At 67.3% G+C, this 20810-nt stretch carries 15 protein-coding genes and 3 rRNA genes; all 18 read right to left on the reverse strand.

The window, feature by feature from the left end; genetic code table 11:
* Positions 1-55: 55 nt before the first annotated feature.
* Complete coding sequence (gene recN, locus ACXJKD_RS15750; RefSeq protein WP_457255550.1) at positions 56-1777, reverse strand: DNA repair protein RecN; 1722 nt, start codon at positions 1775-1777, stop codon at positions 56-58.
* Positions 1778-1825: 48 nt separating this feature from the next.
* Positions 1826-2800 carry an NAD kinase gene (locus ACXJKD_RS15755; RefSeq protein WP_457255551.1) on the reverse strand — a complete coding sequence of 325 codons (975 nt, stop codon included), beginning with the start codon at positions 2798-2800 and terminating at the stop codon, positions 1826-1828.
* A 38-nt stretch (positions 2801-2838) separates the two neighbouring features.
* Positions 2839-3690, reverse strand: a complete 852-nt coding sequence (locus tag ACXJKD_RS15760; RefSeq protein ID WP_457255552.1) for a TlyA family RNA methyltransferase — start codon at positions 3688-3690, stop codon at positions 2839-2841.
* The gene (locus tag ACXJKD_RS15765; RefSeq protein ID WP_457255553.1) at positions 3687-3968 is read right to left on the reverse strand and encodes a hypothetical protein; all 282 of its coding nucleotides are present in this window, start codon (positions 3966-3968) and stop codon (positions 3687-3689) included. Before ACXJKD_RS15765 ends, ACXJKD_RS15760 begins: the two co-directional genes overlap by 4 nt.
* Complete coding sequence (locus ACXJKD_RS15770) at positions 3965-4750, reverse strand: hypothetical protein (RefSeq protein WP_457255554.1); 786 nt, start codon at positions 4748-4750, stop codon at positions 3965-3967. The genes ACXJKD_RS15765 and ACXJKD_RS15770 overlap by 4 nt, the downstream gene beginning before the upstream one ends.
* 47 nt (positions 4751-4797) lie before the next feature.
* Complete coding sequence (locus ACXJKD_RS15775; RefSeq protein WP_457255555.1) at positions 4798-5823, reverse strand: HAD-IIA family hydrolase; 1026 nt, start codon at positions 5821-5823, stop codon at positions 4798-4800.
* Complete coding sequence (locus ACXJKD_RS15780; protein ID WP_457255556.1) at positions 5813-6850, reverse strand: tetratricopeptide repeat protein; 1038 nt, start codon at positions 6848-6850, stop codon at positions 5813-5815. Before ACXJKD_RS15780 ends, ACXJKD_RS15775 begins: the two co-directional genes overlap by 11 nt.
* A 191-nt stretch (positions 6851-7041) precedes the next feature.
* Positions 7042-7158: ribosomal RNA gene (gene rrf / locus ACXJKD_RS15785) — 5S ribosomal RNA — on the reverse strand.
* Positions 7159-7228: 70 nt separating this feature from the next.
* Positions 7229-10342 (reverse strand): 23S ribosomal RNA (locus ACXJKD_RS15790).
* Between the two features lie 363 nt (positions 10343-10705).
* Positions 10706-12231: ribosomal RNA gene (locus ACXJKD_RS15795) — 16S ribosomal RNA — on the reverse strand.
* Together the 16S, 23S and 5S rRNA genes form the textbook arrangement of a ribosomal RNA operon.
* A 707-nt stretch (positions 12232-12938) precedes the next feature.
* Positions 12939-14201, reverse strand: a complete 1263-nt coding sequence (gene tyrS / locus ACXJKD_RS15800) for a tyrosine--tRNA ligase (RefSeq protein ID WP_457255610.1) — start codon at positions 14199-14201, stop codon at positions 12939-12941.
* 62 nt (positions 14202-14263) lie between these two features.
* On the reverse strand, positions 14264-14938 hold the full coding sequence (locus ACXJKD_RS15805; protein WP_457255557.1) for a DNA-3-methyladenine glycosylase: 675 nt from the start codon (positions 14936-14938) through the stop codon (positions 14264-14266).
* Positions 14902-15654, reverse strand: a complete 753-nt coding sequence (locus ACXJKD_RS15810; protein WP_457255558.1) for a succinate dehydrogenase/fumarate reductase iron-sulfur subunit — start codon at positions 15652-15654, stop codon at positions 14902-14904. Before ACXJKD_RS15810 ends, ACXJKD_RS15805 begins: the two co-directional genes overlap by 37 nt.
* Positions 15651-17582, reverse strand: coding sequence for a fumarate reductase/succinate dehydrogenase flavoprotein subunit (locus tag ACXJKD_RS15815; protein WP_457255559.1), 1932 nt, complete (start codon positions 17580-17582; stop codon positions 15651-15653). Before ACXJKD_RS15815 ends, ACXJKD_RS15810 begins: the two co-directional genes overlap by 4 nt.
* A gap of 52 nt (positions 17583-17634) precedes the next feature.
* Positions 17635-18450 carry a hypothetical protein gene (locus ACXJKD_RS15820; RefSeq protein ID WP_457255560.1) on the reverse strand — a complete coding sequence of 272 codons (816 nt, stop codon included), beginning with the start codon at positions 18448-18450 and terminating at the stop codon, positions 17635-17637.
* A gap of 1 nt (position 18451) precedes the next feature.
* Positions 18452-18742 carry a hypothetical protein gene (locus ACXJKD_RS15825; RefSeq protein WP_457255561.1) on the reverse strand — a complete coding sequence of 97 codons (291 nt, stop codon included), beginning with the start codon at positions 18740-18742 and terminating at the stop codon, positions 18452-18454.
* A gap of 104 nt (positions 18743-18846) precedes the next feature.
* Positions 18847-20298, reverse strand: a complete 1452-nt coding sequence (argH, locus tag ACXJKD_RS15830) for an argininosuccinate lyase (protein WP_457255562.1) — start codon at positions 20296-20298, stop codon at positions 18847-18849.
* Positions 20295-20807, reverse strand: coding sequence for an arginine repressor (locus ACXJKD_RS15835; protein ID WP_457255563.1), 513 nt, complete (start codon positions 20805-20807; stop codon positions 20295-20297). Before ACXJKD_RS15835 ends, argH begins: the two co-directional genes overlap by 4 nt.
* Between the last annotated feature and the right edge of the window lie 3 nt (positions 20808-20810).

Here is a 20810-nt window from a genome sequence, read left to right on the forward strand (position 1 = left end):
CCCACGCGGGCGCGGACCTCGCGACCTGGGTCACGCCCTGCGACGACGGAGTTCGCTAGCTGCGCACCGCGGTGGCGCGACGAGCGGTGGTCTCCTCGACGAGCTCTCGCGCGTGGTCGAGGGCGGTGCCCGTGTCGACACCGGCCATCATGCGGGCGAGCTCGCGCAGCCGTTCCTCGCCGTCGAGCGCGTGCACCCCGCTGGAGGTGATGTGTCCGTCGCTGGCCTTGCGCACGACGAGGTGGCGGTCGGCGTAGGCCGCGACCTGGGGCAGGTGCGTGACCACGACGACCTGGGCGTGCCGCGCCAGCGCGGCCAGCCGGGCGCCGACGTCCAACGCTGCGGCTCCCCCGACCCCGGCATCGACCTCGTCGAAGACGAAGGTGGGGACGTCGCTCCCGCCCGCCGCACCGGTCACGACCTCGAGCGCCAGCATGACCCGGGACAGCTCACCGCCCGAGGCGGCCTTGGCGACGGTGCGGGCCGGGCTGCCGGGGTTGGCCGCAAGCAGGATCTCGACGTCGTCGCCGCCGTGCCGCGCGAGCCCTGACGGGCGTGGGGTGACGGCGACGTCGACGGTCGCCTGGCCCATCGCCAGGTGGGCGAGCTCACCGGTCACTGCGGTGGCGAGCCGTGTCGCCGCGGAGCGCCGGGCCTTGCCGAGGGCCTGGGCCGTGGCGGTGCGCTCGGCGTCGAGCCGGGCCACCTCGGGCTCGAGGGCCTCGATCCGGCTGTCGGAGTTGAGGAGGGCGTCGAGCCGTTGCGCCGAGGCCTTGCCCCAGGCCAGCACGTCGTCGATGGTCTCGCCGTACTTGCGGGTCAGGGCGGTGAGGTCGGCGCGCCGCTGCTGGACCCAGGCCATGCGGGCCGGGTCGACCTCGATGTCGGACAGGTAGCTGCTCAGGTCGGCGGCGAGGTCGGCCGCCAGGTAACCGAGGTCGGCCATCCGGCGGTCCAGCTCCCGCAGCGCCGGGTCGTGGTCGACCTCGCCCGCGAGGGCCGCCCGGGCCGAGGCGATCAGCTCCACGACGCTGGGCGCCGGCTCCGCGGCATACTCGCCCGCTCCGGCGAGGTGGTCGTGGGCCAGTGATGCGGCACCGCGCAGTCCCTCGGCGTGGCCGAGCCGCTCGTCCTCGACGCGGAGCTCGGCGTCCTCCCCCGACTGGGGGTCCACCTGCTCGAGCTGCTCGAGGCCGTGCTGGAGGACCTCGATCTCGCGGGCCCGGTCACGGGCCTGTTCGCGCAGGTCGGCGAGCTCGGCGGACGCGGCCTGGTGGGCGTCGAAGACGTCGGTGTAGGCCAGCAGGGCCTTCTGGAGGGGAGCTCCCCCGAACTGGTCGAGCACGGCGCGGTGCTGGTCGCTCTGGCGCAGGCGCCACTGGTCGGCCTGTCCGTGGACCGCCACGAGGTGCTCACCGATCTCGGCGAGCACGCCCACCGGGGCGGAGCGGCCCCCCACGTGGGCGCGCGAACGGCCCTCCGCGCTGACCGAGCGCACGAGGACCAACCCGTCGGTCACGTCGGCGCCCGCCTCGGCGGCGCGCAGAGCGGCCGGGTGGTCGCTGGCGACGTCGATGAGGCCCTCGACGACTGCGCTCCCCGCACCGGACCGCACCAGGCCGGCGTCGGCCCGGGCACCCAGGAGCAGCCCCAGTCCGGTGACGACCATGGTCTTTCCCGCGCCGGTCTCACCGGTGACGACGTTGAGCCCCGGGTGCAGGTCGAGCACGGCGTCGTCGATGACGCCGAGTCCCTGGATCCTCAGTTCGGACAGCACGGGGCACAGCCTCTCACGCAGGGCCGACCGGGTCGGTCAGGCTGGCGGTCAGGCTGGCGGCTGCACCTCTGCGACGCGGGCGGCATCCTCGCGACGGGCCTCACCGCGCCACCCGTGGATCGACAGGTCGAACTTGGCCACGAGCCGGTCGGTGAACGGCGACGTGCTGAGCCGGGCCAACCGCACCGGCGTCTGCGAGCGCACCACCTCGATCCGCGCGCCCGGGGGCAGGTCCACCGCGCGGCGACCGTCGCACCACAGGGCGCCGGTGCCCAGGGTGTCGGGCACGACCTCGAGGGCGAGGTGCGAGCTGGGGCCGAGCACGAGCGGCCGCGCGAAGAGCGCGTGCGCACTGATGGGCACGAGCAGGAGGGCCTCGACGTCCGGCCAGACGACCGGGCCACCGGCCGAGAAGGCGTAGGCCGTCGACCCCGTCGGGGTGGCGACGACGACGCCGTCGCAGCCCCAGGTGGTGAGGGGTCGGCCGTCGATCTCGGCCACGACCTCGAGCATGCGTTCGCGGTTGGCCTTCTCGACGGTGACCTCGTTGAGGGCCCAGCTCGTGTAGACCGGGTCGCCGTTGACGTGGGCGGTGACCTCGAGGGTCATCCGCTCCTCGACCGAGTACGTCTTGGCGACGATGTGCTCGACAGTGGCGTCGATGTCCTCGCGCTCGGCCTCCGCGAGAAAGCCCACGTGGCCCAGGTTGACCCCGAGCAGCGGTGCGCCCGTCCCCCGGGACACCTCGGCGCCGCGCAGGATCGTCCCGTCACCCCCGAGCACGCAGACCAGCTCACAGCCCTCCGCCGCGGCGTCCCCGTCGACCAGGGTCACGCCCGGGTGCTGGGCCAGGTTGACGGCGGTGGCCTCGTCGCGCTGGACGACCACCTCGATCCCGGCGGCGTGCAGGCGCTCGACCACGGCGGTGGCCACGTCCTGCGCCTCCTGGCGGCGCGGGTGGGCCACGAGCAGGATCCGGCGACCCGGCGTGCTGCTGCCTGGGTCGGTGCTCCCTGAACTCATGGTGTGCTCCCCACGGTCTGGTGTCCCTTCGAGGTCAGTCATGGCGCGGTCACGTCGTCAGCGGCCTTCACCAGAGCCTCCCATCCCATCGACTGCGCGTCGCGGGGGGTCAGCCACAGGAGGTACTCGACGTTGCCCTCGCCGCCCTCGATCGGGCTGCGGGCCAGGCCCCGGGGGTGCAGGCCCGCGGCCACCGCCGCGCGGGCGACCTCGGTGACCGCCCACGCACGGTCACCCTGCGCCCGGACGATGCCGCCCTTGCCCAGCCGGGTGCGGCCGACCTCGAACTGCGGCTTGACCAGCACCACCACGTCACCCTCGTCGGTGAGCAGCCCCCGGAAGGTGTCGAGCACCAGGGTCAGCGAGATGAAGCTCAGGTCGGCGACGAGCAGGTCGACCGGTCCCCCGATGGCTGCGGCCGTGAGGTCCCGCACCGTGGTCCGCGACCGGTCGGTGACCCGCGGGTCATCGGCGAGGGCTGGGACGAGCTGGCCGTGCCCGACGTCGAGGGCGATGACGTGGGCCGCCCCGTGGTGGAGCAGGACCTGGGTGAACCCACCGGTCGAGGCGCCCACGTCGAGACAGCGTTTTCCAGCGGCCTCCAGGCCCGGTGGCCCGAACGTCTCCAGGGCCCCCAACAGCTTGTATGCCGCGCGGCTCACCCAGCGCGGCCCCTCCTCGCGCACCTCGATGCGCTGGCCGGGGGCGACCGGGATCGAGGGCTTCGCGGCGGGCTTGCCGTCGATGCTCACGTCACCGGCGTCGACCAGCGTGCGAGCGTGCCCCCGCGACCGGGCCAGGCCGCGCCGGACGAGCTCGAGATCGAGCCGAGCCGTGTCGCGCGGCACGGGGTCGCGCGGCACGGCGTCGCGCGGTGTGGAGTCGCTCACTCGCCGCCGAGGTCGGACAGCCGGGCCTGGAGGGTCTCCTGCACCCGCTGACCCGCGTCGATCTGGGCGTCCAGGTCGTCGGTTGGTGCATTCTGCAGGTCCTGCAACGCCGAGTCGATCACGATGTCACCGGTGGCCTGGTCACCCAGGCCCGTACCGAGGGACTCGGCCTGGTCGGCGGGGTTCTCGTGCCGCGAGGCGTGGGCCACGGCGGCGCCCGACGAGGGCGTCTCCGGGTCGGCAGCGCCCTGGTCGTCGCTCGGGTGTTCGTCGCTCATTCTGCTGCCTTCGTGGCTGTGGTCTTCTTCGCGGTGGTCTTCTTTGCGGGCGCAGCCTTCTTCGCAGTGGTCTTGCTTGCGGAGGTCTTCTTCGTGGCCGCCCCCTTCTTCGCCGGCGCAGCCTTCGCGGCGGGCGCAGCCTTCTTCGCAGTGGTCTTGCTTGCGGAGGTCTTCTTCGTGGCCGCCGCCTTCTTCGCCGGCGCAGCYTTCGTGGCGGGCGCTGCGTTCTTCGCAGCGGATTTCCTTGCGGTGGTCTTCGCGGCCGCCTTCGTCGCCGGCGCAGCCTTCGCGGCGGGCGCAGCCTTCGCGGCGGGCGCAGCCGGTGCGGCGGGCGCAGCCGGTGCGGCTGCCGGGGCCGCGGGTCGAGCCGCGGTGGAGATGGCTCCGGAGCGGCTGACCGTCCTGCCGAGCGAGCTGCGGGACGCGCCGGCCACGGCGGAGGCGCCGGTCGCCACCAGGAGCGCTCGGAGCTCGACGATCTCCTTGGTCACCGTGGTCAGGGCGGCGCGGGCGGCATCGACATCCGCCACCCGGGCCACATCAGCCTTCTTGAGTGCTGACTCGACCTCGGTCTGGATCAGGGTGAGCAGGTTGGCGCGGTTGGCCCTGGCTGCTTCGAGGAGCTGGTCGGCGAGCGTGGAGGCCTGCACCGCCCGCCTGGTCACCTCGTCCGCGCCGGGAAGGGCCAGCAGGCCCTGCGCTGCGTCCATCGCCTTGGCCTTGGTCATCTCGCCCAGACCGCTGGCGAGCTGGACATAGCTGCGCACGGATTCGAAAGCCACGGTAGGTCCTCCTCGATGAAGCGGCGGGGTCGCTCGCGCCCCTCACGCTACTGCCAAGCGTCGATCTCGGGAACGAGCCGCTGCACCGCGTCCTCGTCCAGGTCGCCGAGGTCCAGGGCCTCGTGGAGGCACGCCACGCCGGCGCGGGCGGCCTCGATGGCGCTCCCCTTCGACGCCACCTCCCAGGCTCCGTCGACGACGCGCCGCCGGTCGTCCCCGCAGACCCACCACGAGTAGTCGGTCTCGGCGGGCACATAGGCGGCGGACAGCGACCGCAGGTCCTCGAGCAGGTAGGTGGGCCGCATGGCTGCCGGGGCAGACACCAGCGTGGTCACCGAGTCGATGCCGGTCAGCACGAGCGCCGAGTCCATGCCGGCGGCAACCGCTCCGGCGATGTCGGTGTCGAGCCGGTCTCCCACGGCCAGCACCCGAGCCGGGGCTGTCTCCAGCCGAGCGGCACAGAGCTCGTACAGCGGGGCATACGGCTTCCCGACGACTCGCGGCTCCTGCCCCGTGGCCCGCTGGACCGCGGCCACCAGGGTGCCGTTGCCGGGAGCGGTGCCCCGGTGGGTGGGCAGGGTCGCGTCGGTGTTGGTGGCGACCCAGACGGCCCCGGCTGCCACGGCATACGCCGCCTCCGACAGATCGGCAGCGGTGACGGCCGCGCCGTACCCCTGGAGCACGGCGGCCACGACGTGGTCCAGCGACTCGCGCGTCTGGTGGGGGGTGGCCACCTCGAATCCTTGGTGTTGCAACGCTTCCCGCACCCCGATCCCACCGATCGCCAGGACCCTCGAGCCCGCCGGCACCAGGGTGCGCAAGACCGCCGCCCCTGCCTGCGAGCTCGTCGCGACATCGCGCGCCCGCACGTGCAGGCCGAGATCGGTCAAGTGTCCCGCGACCTCGTCCGGCGGCCGCGACGCGTTGTTGGTGGCGTAGACGATCGGGACCGTCAGGGCGGACAGCGCCGAGACGGCGTGCTCCACCGCGTCCGGACCCCGGTAGACCACGCCGTCGAGGTCACAGACGACCGCGGCATACCGGTCGACGAGGTGCGGCCCGCTAGCGGGCATCGCCACCGGGCTCGCGGCTCTGGGCAGGGGCGGCGTCGCCCTCGTCGTCGTCCTCCTCACCGTCGAGCAGGTCGGTGAGGATCACCCCGTCGAGCTCGGCCAGCCGCTCCGCGGCGTCGGTCTCCAGCTCGTCGTCGGCATCCGCGGCGCGCGCGAACCAGTCGCGGGCGTCGTCGTCGCGGCCGAGGGCCAGCTGGGCCTCGGCGTAGGCGTAGGACAACCGGGCCGACCACGGCTTGCGAGCAGAACCCTTGAGCTGCGGGATCTGCAGTGCCTGCTGCGAGGCCTCGAGCTGTCCGAGGTCACGCCGGATGCCGGAGATGACGATGGCCAGCTCGACGCGGTCCTCGACGGCGAGCGTCTTGGCCTCGGGCGACATGGCGAGCTCGAGCGCCCGCTCCGGGCGGCCCAGGCCACGCTCACAGTCGACCATCAGCGCCAACAGGTGCGAGGAACCGCTCAGCCGACGCGCGGTGCGGAACTCGCTCAGTGCCCGGGCCCACTCACCCTTGCGATAAGCCACCAGGCCCAGGGCCTCGCGCGCGGCGGGAACGCGACCCGCGCGACGGACGGCCGTCTCGGCGTGGGCCTCGGCGCTCTCGAGGTCGTCGACCTCGAGCAGCGCAGCGACCATGACGAGGTGCTGAGCCACGCCCTCGGCGTTCTCCTTGCTCAGGGTGCGCAGCTGCTGGTGGACGGAGCGGTCGAGCTCCTTGCCGGTCACGCCTTCGGCGATCCGCGGTTCGGGGAGCTTGGGCTTCTTGGGCGCCAGCCGGGGACCCGTCGTCCTCGCGTCTCCGGCGCCGCCGGCGCCACCGTCGCGGCGGTCACCACGGCCGGCACCGCCACGCTCGGGTCGACCGCCCGAGCCACCGCGGCCGCCCCGGGACGGACCGTCACCTCGACTGGTGGAACCACCGTCCCGACGAGGGCCCGAGGAGCGCCCACCGCCTGCGCCGGGGGGACGACCACCACCCGATGAGGGTCGACGGTTCTGGCCACCACGGCCTGGCTGGTTCTCGGGCACGTTTTGCTCCTCGCTGTGCAGTAATCGTGTGCAGTCTACGGACTGTCGCCGTGGCGGGACACCGTGGTCCGCGCCGGCCGGCGACGTCGCGCGGCCCGTGCAGGTCCTTTCCGACCATGCCCGGAAAGGCAGAGCCAGGAAAAGACAATGCAAAAGGGCCATCCCGAGTGGGATGGCCCTTTTGAAAGTATGTCCGGCTGCGTCCTACTCTCCCACACCGTCACCAGTGCAGTACCATCGGCGCTGAAGGGCTTAGCTTCCGGGTTCGGAATGGAGCCGGGCGTTTCCCCTTCGCTATGACAGCCGAAACTCTATGGAGATTTCAATCGATTCCCGACCGTATCTCGGGAACCACACAGTGGACGCGTAACATCTTTGTTAGTCAAGTTATCGGCTTATTAGTACCAGTCAGCTACATGCGTTACCGCACTTCCACGTCTGGCCTATCAACCCAGTAGTCTAGCTGGGAGCCTCTCGGACCGAAGTCCATGGAAACCTCATCTTGAAGCACGCTTCCCGCTTAGATGCTTTCAGCGGTTATCGTTTCCGAACGTAGCTAATCAGCCGTGCTCTTGGCAGAACAACTGACACACCAGAGGTTCGTCCATCCCGGTCCTCTCGTACTAGGGATAGCCCTTCTCAAGTTTCCTACGCGCACAGCGGATAGGGACCGAACTGTCTCACGACGTTCTAAACCCAGCTCGCGTACCGCTTTAATGGGCGAACAGCCCAACCCTTGGGACCTACTCCAGCCCCAGGATGCGACGAGCCGACATCGAGGTGCCAAACCATGCCGTCGATATGGACTCTTGGGCAAGATCAGCCTGTTATCCCCGGGGTACCTTTTATCCGTTGAGCGACGGCGCTTCCACAAGCCACCGCCGGATCACTAGTCCCGACTTTCGTCCCTGCTCGAGATGCCTCTCTCACAGTCAAGCTCCCTTGTGCACTTACACTCGAAACCTGATTGCCAACCAGGCTGAGGGAACCTTTGGGCGCCTCCGTTACCTTTTAGGAGGCAACCGCCCCAGTTAAACTACCCACCAGGCACTGTCCCTGATCCGGATCACGGACCGAGGTTAGATATCCAGAACGACCAGAGTGGTATTTCAACGTTGACTCCACCGACACTGGCGTGCCGGCTTCAAAGTCTCCCACCTATCCTACACAAGCCGTACCGAACACCAATACCAAGCTGTAGTAAAGGTCCCGGGGTCTTTCCGTCCTGCTGCGCGTAACGAGCATCTTTACTCGTAGTGCAATTTCGCCGAGTTCATGGTTGAGACAGTGGAGAAGTCGTTACGCCATTCGTGCAGGTCGGAACTTACCCGACAAGGAATTTCGCTACCTTAGGATGGTTATAGTTACCACCGCCGTTTACTGGGGCTTAAATTCTCAGCTTCGCTCCGAAGAACTAACCGGTCCTCTTAACCTTCCAGCACCGGGCAGGCGTCAGTCCGTATACATCGTCTTGCGACTTCGCACGGACCTGTGTTTTTAGTAAACAGTCGCTTCTCCCTGGTCTCTGCGGCCGATCACGCTCGGGCAGCAAGTGCCGTCACGATCAGGGCCCCCCTTCTCCCGAAGTTACGGGGGTATTTTGCCGAATTCCTTAACCATGATTCACTCGATCGCCTTGGTATTCTCTACCTAACCACCTGAGTCGGTTTGGGGTACGGGCGGCTCGAACCTCGCTAGAAGATTTTCTAGGCAGCATAGGATCACCCTCTTCCCGCATACGCGGTCACTATCAGGTCTCAGGATATGTGTGAGGCGGATTTGCCTACCTCACTCCCTACACCCTTGGACGTGGACTACCATCGCCACGCGGAGGCTACCTTCCTGCGTCTCTCCATTGCTTGACTAGTACTAGATCGGGTCGCGCGCTCCACTCGAATCAGTCCGAAGACGTCATCGAGCTTCAGGCGCTTAGCATCACTAGGTTCGTCATGGGCGGTTCTTCGCCGGTTCCGGAATATCAACCGGATGTCCATCGACTACGCCTGTCGGCCTCGCCTTAGGTCCCGACTTACCCAGGGCAGATTAGCTTGACCCTGGAACCCTTGGTTATTCGGCGGACGGGTTTCTCGCCCGTCATTCGCTACTCATGCCTGCATTCTCACTCGTGTGGCCTCCACGGCTGGATCACTCCGCCGCTTCCCTGGCCACACGACGCTCCCCTACCCATCAACACGCTTGGACCGTGGATCCTCAGATGTCACGGCCGGGCAAAGTGTCAATGCCACAGCTTCGGTGGTGTGCTTGAGCCCCGCTACATTGTCGGCGCGGAATCACTTGACCAGTGAGCTATTACGCACTCTTTAAAGGGTGGCTGCTTCTAAGCCAACCTCCTGGTTGTCAATGCAACTCCACATCCTTTCCCACTTAGCACACGCTTAGGGACCTTAGATGGTGGTCTGGGCTGTTTCCCTCTCGACTACGGAGCTTATCCCCCGCAGTCTCACTGCCACGCTCTCACTTACCGGCATTCGGAGTTTGGCTAACGTCAGTAACCTGGTGAGGCCCATTAGCTATCCAGTAGCTCTACCTCCGGTAAGAAACACGTGACGCTGCACCTAAATGCATTTCGGGGAGAAYCAGCTATCACGGAGTTTGATTGGCCTTTCACCCCTACCCACAGCTCATCCCCTCAGTTTTCAACCTAAGTGGGTTCGGTCCTCCACGACGTCTTACCGTCGCTTCAACCTGGCCATGGGTAGATCACTCCGCTTCGGGTCTAGACCCAGCGACTAAATCGCCCTATTCGGACTCGCTTTCGCTACGGCTTCCCCACACGGGTTAACCTCGCCACTGAGCACTAACTCGCAGGCTCATTCTTCAAAAGGCACGCTGTCACCCCACAAGGAGGCTCCAACGGATTGTAGGCAAACGGTTTCAGGATCTATTTCACTCCCCTCCCGGGGTACTTTTCACCTTTCCCTCACGGTACTTGTCCGCTATCGGTCACCAGGGAATATTTAGGCTTAGCGGGTGGTCCCGCCAGATTCACACGGGATTTCTCGGGCCCCGTGCTACTTGGGATACTTCTCTGGAGTTCGCGTCATTTCGTCTACGGGGGTCGCACCCTCTGTGCCGGGCCTTTCAATGCCCTTCGACTATAACGCGAATTTTTGACTCCATGTCAGGATGTCAGTCCTGACCGAAAAGTCCCACGACCCCGACCATGCAACGCCTGACAGCTATCACACATGATCGGTTTAGCCTCTTCCGCTTTCGCTCGCCACTACTCACGGAATCGCGGTTGCTTTCTCTTCCTGTGGGTACTGAGATGTTTCACTTCCCCACGTTCCCTCTACCCGCCCTATGTGTTCAGGCGGGAGTGACTGGACTTGCCTCCAGCCGGGTTTCCCCATTCGGAAATCCTCGGATCACAGTCTGGTTATCGACTCCCCGAGGCTTATCGCAGATTCCTACGTCCTTCTTCGGTTCCTGGTGCCAAGGCATCCACCGTTTGCCCTTATAAACTTGAGTTTACAAAGATGCTCGCGTCCACTGTGTAGTTCTCAAGGTACGGGCGGCCCCTCCCCTGTTTCGGTGCCTACCGCTGGTCGCTGTACAACAGCACCGTGCGGCGGTTCATCCGTGGGGAGGGTCCTGGCCGATCTACCGGCCTGAGGTTCAAGCTTTCGCCCGAAGCCCTCAGGACCCAACAACGTGTCAGGCGCCGGCACCCTCTCGATTGCGTTCCACTGTCAGGTCCGAGGACCTGACTTGTACTTGCGACACGAGTCGGTGTCAGCGCCAAATAATCGATGTTCCACCCTTGAGCTCCTGGTGTAGGACATACGCCTACAGACCAGGCTCTGGATCGCTTTCGCGACCAGTGCTCCTTAGAAAGGAGGTGATCCAGCCGCACCTTCCGGTACGGCTACCTTGTTACGACTTAGTCCCAATCGCCAGTCCCACCTTCGACGGCTCCCCCTCAAAGAGTTGGGCCACCGGCTTCGGGTGTTACCGACTTTCGTGACTTGACGGGCGGTGTGTACAAGGCCCGGGAACGTATTCACCGCAGCGTTGCTGATCTGCGATTACTAGCGACTCCGACTTCATGGGGTCGAGTTGCAGACCCCAATCCGAACTGAGACCGGTTTTTTGGGATTCGCTCCACCTCGCGGTTTCGCAGCCCTTTGTACCGGCCATTGTAGCATGCGTGAAGCCCAAGACATAAGGGGCATGATGATTTGACGTCATCCCCACCTTCCTCCGAGTTGACCCCGGCAGTCTCCTATGAGTCCCCACCATTACGTGCTGGCAACATAGAACGAGGGTTGCGCTCGTTGCGGGACTTAACCCAACATCTCACGACACGAGCTGACGACAACCATGCACCACCTGTATGCGAGTGTCCAAAGAGTTCTGCATCTCTGCAGCGTTCTCGCATATGTCAAGCCTTGGTAAGGTTCTTCGCGTTGCATCGAATTAATCCGCATGCTCCGCCGCTTGTGCGGGCCCCCGTCAATTCCTTTGAGTTTTAGCCTTGCGGCCGTACTCCCCAGGCGGGGAACTTAATGCGTTAGCTGCGGCACGGATCTCGTGGAATGAGACCCACACCTAGTTCCCAACGTTTACGGCATGGACTACCAGGGTATCTAATCCTGTTCGCTCCCCATGCTTTCGCTTCTCAGCGTCAGTAGTGGCCCAGAGACCTGCCTTCGCCATCGGTGTTCCTCCTGATATCTGCGCATTTCACCGCTACACCAGGAATTCCAGTCTCCCCTACCACACTCTAGTCTGCCCGTACCCACCGCAAGTCCGAGGTTGAGCCTCGGATTTTCACGGCAGACGCGACAAACCGCCTACAAGCTCTTTACGCCCAATAATTCCGGACAACGCTCGCACCCTACGTATTACCGCGGCTGCTGGCACGTAGTTAGCCGGTGCTTCTTCTGCAGGTACCGTCACTTTCGCTTCTTCCCTGCTGAAAGAGGTTTACAACCCGAAGGCCGTCATCCCTCACGCGGCGTCGCTGCATCAGGCTTTCGCCCATTGTGCAATATTCCCCACTGCTGCCTCCCGTAGGAGTCTGGGCCGTGTCTCAGTCCCAGTGTGGCCGGTCGCCCTCTCAGGCCGGCTACCCGTCGTCGCCTTGGTGAGCCATTACCTCACCAACAAGCTGATAGGCCGCGAGTCCATCCCAGACCGAAAAACTTTCCAGACGATAGCCATGCAGCTTCGTCTCGTATCCGGTATTAGCTCCGGTTTCCCGGGGTTATTCCAGAGTCTGGGGCAGGTTACTCACGTGTTACTCACCCGTTCGCCACTGATCCGGTAGGAGCAAGCTCCCACCATCACCGTTCGACTTGCATGTGTTAAGCACGCCGCCAGCGTTCGTCCTGAGCCAGGATCAAACTCTCCATTGATGTTTAGCTCGTGATCCGAGGACCACGAAACTGTTACCCAAGAAGGGTTGTTTCGCTGACTGAGCAAGAACAACTAGCTATTGCTAGAAATTCATTGTCAACCAAAGGATTTTCGTTCGACGTGACTGCATCCCCAGACCTTTGGCCTGGTTCGCTGCCACCTCGAGACGAGGTAATTGGCATCGATTTTTGACACGCTGTTGAGTTCTCAAGGTTCGGACGCGCACCATCCGCTGACCTTCCGGTCGGCGTTCGGGGCAACCCTTCAAAGTTACTCGCTTCGCTCTTGGGCGTCAAATCCTTGCGCTTCCTGCTGGAAGCGGTGGATTGAGCGCGCTTGGCTCTCCGCGAGGTGTTCCACTGTAGCAGGCTGGCGATGTTCCAAAAACTCAGCGTTTCCAGAAACTCACTAGCCGGCGTCCAGCAGCCCTTCCGGGCCGCCCAGATGCCCTCCGGCGAACCGGATGCTTTTCTGTGGAGCGCCCACTGTAGCAGCCTCTCGGCCCGCCTCTGACCACCCTTGCGGGCGCTCCGGAGCGTCTGGTTTCCCAGGTGCTTTTCGGTGGGATCTGCCCCGGGACCGGCCTACTTCGCGCGAACTTTCGTTCACCGCGGTGGTGTCCGTTCCTCCCTGTCGGGCTGACGTCGAGAACATTAGACGGGGCTTCCCGCAAAACACAAATCCGCAGGTCAGCGACCTGTTGGGGTCACGTGGCGCGGCGGCCGGCGGCCAGGGACTTGCGTCCTCGACGCAGGAGGGCGACGCGTCCGTGCAGGAAGTCGGACTCCTCAAGCACCTGCTCGGGGTCGGCCAGCTTCACGTTGTTGAGCGAGGCGCCGCCGTCACCGATCGCCCGGCGCGCGGCGTTGCGGGAGTCGACCAGACCCACGGCCACGAGGGCATCGGTCACCGACATCCCCACCGAGACCTCTCCCCCGGGCAGCTCCCCCGTGGCGTCACCCAGGGTGCCGGCGTCGAGGGCGGTGACGTCGCCCCTCCCGAAGAGCGCTTCGGAGGCGGCCTGCACCGCTGCGGTGGCCTCCGCGCCGTGCACGAGCGTCGTGACATCGGCCGCCAGGGTCTTCTGGCACTCACGGAGGAACGGCTTCTCGGCCAGCGACTGCTCGAGTCGCGCGATCTCGTCGGCGGTGCGGTCGGTGAACACCTTGAGTAGCTTGACCACCGAGGCGTCCTCGGTGTTGATCCAGTACTGGTAGAACGCGTAGGGGCTGGTCATTTCAGGGTCCAGCCAGATGGCGTTGCCCTCGCTCTTGCCGAACTTGTTGCCGGCCGCATCGGTGAGCAGGGGTGTGGTGAGGAGGTGGACCGACTTCCCCTCCACCCGGTGGATGAGGTCGGAACCGGCGGTGAGGTTGCCCCACTGGTCCTGCCCACCCGTCTGCAGGGTGCAGCCGTAGTCGCGGAAGAGCTGGAGGTAGTCGAGTCCCTGCAGCAGCTGGTAGCTGAACTCCGTGTACGAGATCCCTTCCTCCGAGTTCAGCCGTGCGGCCACCGCGTCCTTCTTGACCATCTGGTTGACGCGGAAGTGCTTGCCGATGTCGCGCAGGAAGTCCAGGGCCGACAGCGGCTCCGTCCAGTCGAGGTTGTTGACGAAGACCGCCGGGTTGTCACCCTCCACCGACAGGAACGGGCGCACCTGCCGCTCGATGTTCGCGACCCACTCGGCCGTCTGTTCCTTGGTCTTGAGGATGCGTTCCGACGACGGACGAGGGTCGCCGATGAGACCCGTCGAACCACCGACCAGGCAGATCACCCGGTGGCCGGCCCGTTGCAGGTGGCGCAGCACGACCAGCTGCACGAGGTTGCCGAAGTGCAGGGACGGAGCGGTGGGGTCGAAGCCGCAGTACGCCGTGATCGGCCCGTCGGCGAGGGCGTCGCGCAGCGCGGACTCGTCGGTGGTCTGGGCCACCAGTCCTCGCCACTGCAGCTCGTCGAGGATGTTGCTCACGGTGGGTCGCTCCTTCGCGTCGCACGTCGTGCCGCGCTGTCGCGGCACGACCACAGCCTGCCCTATGCCCCGTGCCTGCGTGCACGGGACGTGGTTGGTCGATTCGGTGCCGGTCGGTACACCGACACCGTCGGCTCGCCGTCCAGCCAGAACCGCCACGGGTACGCCGCCGCGTCACCGCCTGCTCCCGACACCCCCACGCGCGGGCCGGTGCGGATGGCCCGGGCGGGCGTGGGGCGCGGGGCGGCGTGCAGCGCGACCGGGCCCGCCGGGGCGCACGCGTCGAGACCGGACTGCTCCCCACGCAGCCCGAGGGTGGTCGCGAGCCGGGCCGGCCCCCGCGCCCAGTCGCGTCGGGTCACCCCGGTGCGGCGGGCGGCGGCCACGTCCTCACCCGCCACGACCTCCCCGGCGCGCAGGAGGACTGCGCTGGCCTCCCCCTCCGGGCCACACACCAGGTTGGCGCACCAGTGCATGCCATAGGTGAAGTAGACGTAGAGGTGACCCGCGGCGCCGAACATGACCTCGGTGCGCGGCGTGGGGCCGCGAAAGGCGTGTGACCCCGGGTCGGCCGTCCCGGCATACGCCTCGACCTCGGTGAGCCGGAGCGTGACGCCCGCGTGCGAGATGGTGGCCCCGAGCAGCGCCGGAGCGACGTCGAGGACGTCCTCCGAGAAGAAGTCTCGCTCGAGCCGGTGGCCTAGCTCGACCGACGACGGATCTTGTTGCCCAGCCACACGACGGGATCGTAGTGACGGTCGACGACGCGCTCCTTCAGCGGGATCAGCGCGTTGTCGGTGATCTTGATGTGCTCGGGGCAGACCTCGGTGCAGCACTTGGTGATGTTGCAGTACCCGAGCCCGTGCTCCTCCTTGGCCGCGGGGCGGCGGTCGGCGGTGTCGAGAGGGTGCATGTCGAGCTCGGCCACCCGCATGAGGAATCGCGGTCCGGCGAAGTTGGTCTTGTTGTCCTCGTGGTCACGGACGACGTGGCAGACGTCCTGGCAGAGGAAGCACTCGATGCACTTGCGGAACTCCTGGCTGCGCTCCACGTCGACCTGCTGCATGCGGTAGTCGCCCGGCTGGAGGTCGGCAGGCGGGCTGAACGCCTGCACCTCGCGCGCCTTCTGGTAGTTGAAGGACACGTCGGTCACGAGGTCGCGCATCACGGGGAAGGTGCGCAGCGGCGTCACCGTGATGACCTGCTCCTCCGTGAACGTGCTCATCCGCGTCATGCAGAGCAGCCGTGGCTTGCCGTTGATCTCCGCACTGCAGGAGCCGCACTTGCCGGCCTTGCAGTTCCACCGGACCGCGAGGTCGGGGGTCTGCGTCGCCTGCAGCCGGTGGATGATGTCGAGGACGACCTCGCCCTCGTTGACCTCCACGGTGTAGTCCTCGAGACCGCCCCCCGAGGCGTCCCCGCGCCACACCTTGAACCTGGCGTCGTAGCTCATGACCGGTCGCTCCCGTCGGCGCTGCCCTGCTGGGCGGACGTGCCGCCCGCGTCCAAGCGGGACAGCTCTGGTGCGGTGAGGTACTTGGACAGCTCGGTGCGCTCGAACAGCTCGAGCAGGTCCTGGCGGATCTCGGGGACCGGCCGGCGCTCGAGCTGGACGGCGTCGGACCCGTCGAGCGTGCAGATCAGGTTGACCCCCCTCCACTCAGGGTCCATGCCGGGGAAGTCCTCGCGGGTGTGGCCGCCACGCGACTCCGTGCGCTCGAGGGCGGCCAGGGCGACGCAGCGGCAGACGGCGAGCATGTTGCGCAGGTCGAGGGCCAGGTGCCAGCCGGGGTTGAACTGCCGATGTCCTTCCACCCCAACGGATTTCGCACGCTCGTCGAGGTCGTCGAGCATGTCGAGTGCTTCGCGGACCTCGCCCTCCCGGCGGATGATCCCGACCAGGTCGTTCATCTTCTGCTGGAGCTCCTGGTGAAGCGAGTAGGGGTTCTCCGAGGCGTCGCGGAACGGCGCCAGGGCGGTCTCCGCCGCCTGGTCGACGTCTGCGTCCTGAATCGCGGGACGCGAATCACCAAGCGTTGCAATGTATTCGGATGCACCCACTCCGGCGCGGCGGCCGAAGACCAGCAGGTCGGAGAGGCTGTTGCCGCCGAGCCGGTTGGACCCGTGCATGCCCCCCGCGACCTCGCCCGCGGCATACAGGCCCGGCACGGAGGTGGCCGCGGTGTCGGCGTCGACCTCGACGCCACCCATCACGTAGTGGCAGGTGGGGCCGACCTCCATCGGCTCTGCCGTGATGTCGACGTCAGCCAGCTCCTTGAACTGGTGGTGCATCGACGGCAGCCGCCGCCGGATCTCCTCGGCCGGGAGCCGCGTCGACACGTCGAGGAAGACGCCGCCGTGCGGTGAGCTGCGCCCCTCCTTGACCTCGTTGTTGATGGCGCGGGCGACCTCGTCACGCGGCAGGAGCTCTGGGGGTCGCTTGTTGTTCTCGGGGTCCTTGTACCAGCGGTCCGCCTCCTCCTCGCTGTCGGCGTACTGGCCGCGGAAGACGTCGGGGACGTAGTCGAACATGAAGCGGTTGCCCTCGGAGTTGCGCAGCACTCCCCCGTCGCCGCGCACCGACTCGGTGACGAGGATGCCCTTGACCGACGGCGGCCAGACCATGCCCGTGGGGTGGAACTGGATGAACTCCATGTTGATGAGGGAGGCGCCCGCGCGCAGGGCCAGGGCGTGCCCGTCGCCGGTGTACTCCCAGGAGTTGCTGGTGACCTTGAAGGACTTGCCGATGCCACCCGTGGCCAGGATGACGGCCGGTGCGGAGAAGAGCACGAACCGGCCCGACTCCCGCCAGTAGCCGAACGCGCCGGCCACGGCGCCGTCGGCCTTGAGGATGTCGGTGATGGTCAGCTCGGCGAACACCTTGAGCCGGCCCTCGTAGTCGCCGGTCTCGCGGTGGTCCTCCTGCTGCAGGCTGACGATCTTCTGCTGGAGCGTGCGGATCAGCTCCAGGCCGGTGCGGTCACCGACGTGGGCGAGCCGCGGGTACTCGTGGCCACCGAAGTTGCGCTGGCTGATGCGGCCGTCGGGCGTGCGGTCGAAGAGCGCGCCGTAGGTCTCGAGCTCCCACACCCGCATGGGGGCCTCCTTGGCGTGCAGCTCGGCCATCCGCGGGTTGTTGAGGAACTTGCCCCCGCGCATGGTGTCGCGGAAGTGGGTCTGCCAGTTGTCCTTCTCGTTGGCGTTGCCCATCGAGGCAGCGATACCGCCCTCGGCCATCACGGTGTGGGCCTTGCCGAAGAGGCTCTTGCAGATGATCGCCGTCCGGAGCCCCTGCTCCCTCGCCTCGATCGCTGCACGCAGCCCGGCGCCACCCGCCCCGATGACGATGACGTCGTAGTCGTGCCTCTCGAGGTCGGTCACTCGCACTCCTTGGGTCTGTCGTGGCCCGTGGGCCGGTCACGTGGGCGGGGGGCTAGTTGATGATGCGGAAGTCGCCGATCGTGCCCGCCGAGACGAGGGCGATGTAGGCGTCGGTCACCACGAGGCTGCCGAGCGTCACCCACGCGAACAGCATGTGGCGGGCGTTGAGCTTTCCCACCAGGCCCCACGCCTTGTAGCGCAGCGGGTGCTTGCTGAAGTGGTTGAGCCGGCCGCCGACGATGTTGCGGCAGGAGTGGCAGCCGAGGGTGTAGCACCAGAGCAGCACGACGTTGGCCAGCAGGATGAGCGTGCCGAGACCGAGGCCGAAGCCACCGTCCTTGCCGCGGAACGCGTGCAGCACGTCGTAGGTGTTGATGAGGCTGATGACCACCGCCGCGTAGAAGAAGTAGCGGTGCAGGTTCTGCATGATCAGCGGGAACCGGGTCTCACCGGAGTACTCCCGGTGCGCCTCGGGCACCGCGCAGGCCGACGGCGAGTTCCAGAACGAGCGATAGTAGGCCTTGCGGTAGTAGTAGCAGGTGAGCCGGAAGAGTAGGAGGAACGGCAGCGTCAGCGCCGCGAAGGGGATGAGCGCCGGCCACTCCCCGAACGGCGTGCCGAAGTGGGTCGAGCCCGGCACGCAGGACGTCGACAGGCACGGCGAGTAGAACGGCGTCAGGTAGCCGTAGTCGGCGACGAAGTAGTCCTTCTGCAGGCTGGCCCGCACGAGGCCGTAGAGCAGCCAGGCCGAGAAGCAGACGAACGTGACGAAGGGCTGGAGCCACCAGCGGTCCTCGCGGAGGGTGCGCGCAGCGATGCGGGCCCGACCGGGGGCATGGACGCCTCCGCTGAAGGGGACGTTCGACACCTCAGTGGCCCCGGGAAGGGCCGACGCCCTCGTCCTCGGCATCGGACCACAGCGAGGGGTCGTACTCCTCGTCGGTGATGAAGACGATCTCGCCCGGCCCGCCGGCACGGTCCTGGGAGCCGACCCCGGCTCCGCGCGCCACGAGGTCGACGTCGTCGGCGAGGCGCACCACGTCGTCTCGCAGTCGTTGCACGTCGATGGTGTTGCCGAGCTCCTTCGAGAGCGCGGTCACTGCCCGTCGCAGCCCGGCCACGTGACCTGCAGCCGCTGTGAGGTCGTCGCTGACGCCCATGACACCGTCCCTTCGCAACGCGGATGCGGGTCGCCGGTGACCCGCATCACGAACCTATCGCGTGCTTCCCGAGATTTCTCGGAAGCGGACGGACGGGTATGCCGTCAGCGCACCCGGATCGGTGCGCCCGCCCAGGCGCGGGCCTCGGTGACCGTCGCGGCCACGCGGTCGCGCTGCTCCGCGACGCGGTCCGGGGCGGTGCCACCCCGGGCGTTGCGGGAGGCGAGCGAGCCCTGGACGCTCAGGACGTCGCGGACGCCGGGTGTGAGGTGCTCGGAGATGCCGGCGAGGTCGGCGTCGCTGAGGTCCCACAGCTCGATCCCACGGTCCTCGCACGCTCGCACGCAGGCTCCGGCGACCTCGTGGGCCACGCGGAACGGCACCCCCTCGCGCACCAGCCACTCGGCGATGTCGGTGGCCAGCGAGAAGCCTTGCGGCGCGAGCGAGGCCAGCCGCTCGGTGTCGAAGACCAGGGTGGCCACCATGCCGCTGAACGCCGGCAGCAGGACCTCGAGGGTGTCGACGGCGTCGAACACCGGCTCCTTGTCCTCCTGGAGGTCGCGGTTGTAGGCCAGCGGCAGGGCCTTGAGCGTCGTCAGGAGTCCGGTGAGGTCCCCGACGAGCCGGCCCGCCTTGCCCCGCGCGAGCTCGGCGACGTCCGGGTTCTTCTTCTGCGGCATGATGCTCGACCCGGTCGAGTAGGCGTCGTCGAGCGTGACGAACGAGAACTCCTTGGTCGCCCAGAGCACGACCTCCTCGGCGAGTCGTGAGATGTCGATCGCGGTCATGGCCGCGATGAAGGCGAACTCGGCCACGAAGTCCCGTGACGCGGTGCCGTCGATGGAGTTCTCGACCGACGTGGTGAACCCCAGGTCGGCGGCCACCGCCTCGGGGTCGAGCCCGAGGGACGAGCCCGCGAGGGCACCCGACCCGTAGGGAGAGACCGCCGCACGGACGTCCCAGTCCTGGAGCCGCTGGACGTCGCGCAGGAGCGGCCAGGCGTGGGCGAGCAGGTGGTGGGCGAGGAGCACCGGCTGGGCGTGTTGCAGGTGGGTGCGGCCGGGCATCGGCACGTCGGCGTGGCGGGTGGCCTGGTCGACGAGGGCGTCGACGACGTCGAGCACCAGGCCCGCGACTGAGCGGGCGTGGTCGCGCAGGTACATGCGGAAGAGCGTGGCGATCTGGTCGTTGCGTGAGCGACCGGCCCGCAGCCGCCCTCCGACGTCGGACCCGGCCCGCTCGATCAGGCCGCGCTCGAGGGCGGTGTGGACGTCCTCGTCGTCGTCACCGGGCAGGAAGGCCCCGGACGCGACGTCGTCGGAGAGCGCCGCCAGCCCGGCCAGCATCGCGTCGAGGTTCGCGTCGTCGAGCAGCCCGGCCGCGTGGAGCACCCGGGCGTGGGCGCGCGACCCGGCGATGTCGTACTGCGCCAGGCGCCAGTCGAAGTGGGTCGACTTGCTGAGCGCGGCGAGCGCGTCGGCCGGACCGCCTGCGAAGCGTCCGCCCCAGAGACTGACCTTCTCCTGGCTCCCATCTGGTGTCACAGCCGGGCTCACTCGTTCTCCTCGGTAGTCGGGCTGGCGCGGCCGAGCAGGTCGCCGGCGACCTTGCGGCTCGCGGCTGCGCCGGTGGTGATGACCATGATGGTGTCGTCGCCCGCGATGGTGCCGAGCACCCCGGTCAGTGCGGCGTGGTCGATGGCCGAGGCCAGGTAGTTCGCGGCGCCCGGTGGCGTGCGCAGCACGACCAGGTTGTGCGACGGCTCGGCGGTGACCAGCAGCTCCTCGCACACGCGTCGCAGCCTCGCGGTGAGCGCGGTGCCGTCCGGCGCCGGGCGGGCGGTGCGGTCACCGCCTTCTCCCGGCACGGCATACACGAGGGTGCGCCCGGAGCGCACCTTGACGGCGCCGATCTCGAGGAGGTCCCTCGACAACGTGGCCTGGGTGACGTCGATGCCGTCGTCGGCGAGGAGGTCGAGCAGCTCGTTCTGCGAGCGCACCTCGGTGCGCCCGAGGATCGCGACGATCCGCTGCTGGCGTCCGGTCCTGGTGGCGGCGATGCTCATCCG

This window comes from Pedococcus sp. P5_B7, from assembly GCF_054049895.1.

Bases quoted from the DNA above. Each gene is read 5' to 3' on its own strand.
- ACXJKD_RS15835 (WP_457255563.1), bottom strand. From the start codon at position 20,807: ATGAGCATCGCCGCCACCAGGACCGGACGCCAGCAGCGGATCGTCGCG.
- ACXJKD_RS15775 (WP_457255555.1), bottom strand. From the start codon at position 5,823: ATGCCCGCTAGCGGGCCGCACCTCGTCGACCGGTATGCCGCGGTCGTC.
- ACXJKD_RS15755 (WP_457255551.1), bottom strand. From the start codon at position 2,800: ATGAGTTCAGGGAGCACCGACCCAGGCAGCAGCACGCCGGGTCGCCGG.
- ACXJKD_RS15765 (WP_457255553.1), bottom strand. From the start codon at position 3,968: ATGAGCGACGAACACCCGAGCGACGACCAGGGCGCTGCCGACCCGGAG.
- ACXJKD_RS15825 (WP_457255561.1), bottom strand. From the start codon at position 18,742: ATGGGCGTCAGCGACGACCTCACAGCGGCTGCAGGTCACGTGGCCGGG.
- ACXJKD_RS15810 (WP_457255558.1), bottom strand. From the start codon at position 15,654: ATGAGCTACGACGCCAGGTTCAAGGTGTGGCGCGGGGACGCCTCGGGG.